The organism is Pseudoalteromonas sp. SR45-5 (assembly GCF_014163565.1).
In the GTDB taxonomy this organism is placed as follows: Bacteria; Pseudomonadota; Gammaproteobacteria; order Enterobacterales; family Alteromonadaceae; genus Pseudoalteromonas; species Pseudoalteromonas distincta.
This window is the reverse complement of the sequence record NZ_JACJDN010000507.1, coordinates 1-2958: the sequence shown is the minus strand read 5'-3', so window position 1 is coordinate 2958 and position 2958 is coordinate 1. Positions and strand designations below refer to the sequence as shown.

Sequence of the window (2958 nt, the reverse complement as noted above, 5' to 3'; positions counted from 1 at the left end):
ACTCGTCTAAATGCGGCGCTTGCACTTATTGCGCTCTCACAAGATAACTAAAGCACTAAGTAAGCAATGAGTTAGTTTAATAAATTGGTATAAGCCCTACTTTAATAAAGTGGGGCTTTTTGCTAGTAGGGCTAAATAGTACACCGAAAGTAGCGCAACCATTCGCGCTCATGATTACACCGCTCAATGCCAAAGCTTGCTGCTTGATTAGCTTTTAAACTCAATTTTACCCACTTCAAGTTTAAACTTACCTTCTTGCTTGCCTGCAATCATAAAGCCTAGCTGTTTTATATCATCAAAATCAATAATAGGTTGTTGCTCAAGCACGCGACCGCGATACGTTAAAGTAAAATCACTCGGAGCAAAGTTTATATCTACCCATTCATTTTTTACTGTTTTAAATGAGTGAGTGTACGCTGCGCCATCAAGGTAATTGGTAGTTCTGAGCCTAAGCTGATAGATTTGTCCATCACCTTTAACACGCAGCGCTATAGCTTTAGTATTTTGGCTTTGTGTACTTAGCTCTGTACGTATTGATGCAAAACCGCCGTTATTATCAAGCGAAACATTGCCTGTAAAAAGCAAACTTTCTTGAGTTTGTGTTACTTGGCTATTAGATACACCGCCCATTACTGAGTCGTTAACAACGTACCAGCGCTGGTTTGCATTAGCTTGTGCACTTACAACTAATAAATTAAATACAAAAAGTGAGGATAGTTGTTTGGTGATCATGGCTTACTCCTAATTACTTTAAGCTTATCAATACGGATAAACATATTATTTGTTCACTTATTTAAAGTTAATTATTTTTACGGCTCCATTTTTTCATGATTTTTTCAAACATAATTTCTTTATCATTTTTATCCTCAGGACAGGGTTTACCGCTACCTTGAGGCATGCCATTACTACCAAATACGGTTGAAGTATCAATTAAATAGCATTTACCGTTAAATTTTTCTAATCGTCGTGTGCCTGTTGTATTTTGGCTAATAACTTCTGAATTATCAGATTTTACTGGCGTTTTAAATGTGGGCTTATTGTTTATCTCTTCATTTTCAGAGCTTTTATCTTCACCAAAGGAGACCATTTTTTTATGAGTCATATTATTTACAGGAGAGCCAAATAGCGGCGCGTATGGATTTAGCTTTTTAAATGTTTGAGAAGCTTTTGTTGTAGGCTCTGAAGGCGCTGCTACCAGGGGTTCAACAGGTTTTACAGGGGCTTTTTTAAGCTCTGTTTGTGCCTTTGGTAACGTGATGGTTTTGGCTTGCGTTTTTTTAGTTACCCTTACTTTGGCTTTTGTAGAATCTTTTTTTATAGGTGTAGTGTTAGAGGTCGCTGAATTTGGTGCATCAGTTTTAGTGTTTACAGGTTTTATATCAGGCGCATTGGTTGTTGTAACAACTGAGCTTAGCTTAGGTAGGCTTGCTAAATTAACCGTAACATAGGCCTGTATTATTGCGTTTTTTTCCTCCTTTGGCGGCGCAACTTTAATAGATTGCGAAAACAAAAAGTACAACACAATAGCGTGTATACACAACGAGATAACCCACGGCCATGCATTCCCTTTATTCACATCAAACCCTCAACTTAATAGTGCTGTTAAGAGTCAATAAAATACATTTAGTTCACCTAAAGTTAATGTGTTTTACTTTGTGGCTTTATTGCAGATACAACAAAACTATTTTGCAGTTTTTGTTGTTTTTGCATGTGCTTGGTTACGTTATTATGAGCGCAATCAAACTTAGGAGGCATTATGACATTACTTTTTGAACCAATAGAACTTGCAGGTAAAACATTAAAAAACCGTATTGTTATGCCCCCAATGACTCGCTCGCGTTCAACACAGCCTGGCGATATAGCTAACGACTTAATGGCAACATATTACGCACAGCGCGCAAGTGCCGGACTAATTGTAAGCGAAGGCACACAAATTAGTGAGCTTGGTAAAGGTTACGCTTGGACTCCGGGTATTTATTCAAATGAGCAAGTTGCAGGCTGGAGTAAAGTAACAAGCGCAGTACATAGCGCTGGTGGAGTGATGTTTGCTCAGCTTTGGCATGTTGGCCGTGTTACCCACAGTGACAACACTGGTGGCGTGCAGCCTATTTCAGCATCGGCCATTGCTGCAAAAGACGTAAAAGTATTTGTAGATACAAACGGCGCACCGGGGTTTGTAGACACCCAACTCCCACGCGAAATGAGCAAACAAGATATTACGCATGTCATAGGCGAATTTCGCCAAGCAGCTAAAAATGCAGTTAATGCAGGGTTTGATGGCATAGAGCTTCATGCTGCAAATGGTTACCTTATTAATCAATTTTTAGACTCAGAGTCAAATGCTCGCACCGATGAATATGGCGGCAGTGTGCAAAACCGCATACGCTTTTTAATTGAAGTGGTACATGCTGTTAGCGACGAAATTGGTAGCAGTAAAGTAGGCGTAAGACTTGCCCCGTTAACAACTCTTAATGGCACAGTAGACGAAAACCCTGAAGAAACTTACTTAGCGGTTTCTGAGGCATTAAATAAAGCCGGTGTAGGTTACATGCATATAGCCGAAGCCGATTGGGATGACGCACCTTTAATGAGTGTCGAATTTAAAAAATCGATTCGCAAAACCTACAGTGGAGTATTAATTTACGCAGGCAAGTACACAAAAGAGCGCGCAGACAAAGCACTTAGCCAAGGCTGGGCCGACATGATTGGTTTTGGTCGCCCATTTGTATCAAACCCAGACTTACCAGCACGCTTAAAGCAAGGCAAGCCTCTTAACAGCCACAACCCCGACACTTTGTTTGGTGGCGCAGAACAAGGCTACACCGATTATCCAACGGTATAATTGCTAGTAAGTAATTAACATTGAGTAAAAACATGAAGGGCTGCATTTTATGCAGCCCTTTTTTGTGCACTGATTCTATTAGCTTTACCTTGAGCAAAAAATAAAAAACGCGTAAG

Annotated in this window: 3 protein-coding genes; 1 reads left to right on the top strand and 2 read right to left on the bottom strand. The window is 39.9% G+C overall.

What is annotated here, in order from left to right:
* Window positions 1-207: 207 nt before the first annotated feature.
* Window positions 208-732, bottom strand: a complete 525-nt coding sequence (locus H5072_RS15795; protein ID WP_182694060.1) for a CIA30 family protein — start codon at window positions 730-732, stop codon at window positions 208-210.
* Window positions 733-799: 67 nt separating this feature from the next.
* On the bottom strand, window positions 800-1576 hold the full coding sequence (locus tag H5072_RS15790) for a hypothetical protein (protein WP_182694059.1): 777 nt from the start codon (window positions 1574-1576) through the stop codon (window positions 800-802).
* 180 nt (window positions 1577-1756) lie between these two features.
* On the opposite strand from H5072_RS15790, the gene H5072_RS15785 reads away from it, so the two are divergent.
* Window positions 1757-2842 carry an alkene reductase gene (locus H5072_RS15785; protein ID WP_182694058.1) on the top strand — a complete coding sequence of 362 codons (1086 nt, stop codon included), beginning with the start codon at window positions 1757-1759 and terminating at the stop codon, window positions 2840-2842.
* Window positions 2843-2958 lie beyond the last annotated feature (116 nt).

What these genes read in the sequence shown, in the direction of transcription:
- H5072_RS15795 (WP_182694060.1), bottom strand. Translation starts at nt 732, where the DNA reads ATGATCACCAAACAACTATCCTCACTTTTTGTATTTAATTTATTAGTT.
- H5072_RS15785 (WP_182694058.1), top strand. Translation starts at nt 1,757, where the DNA reads ATGACATTACTTTTTGAACCAATAGAACTTGCAGGTAAAACATTAAAA.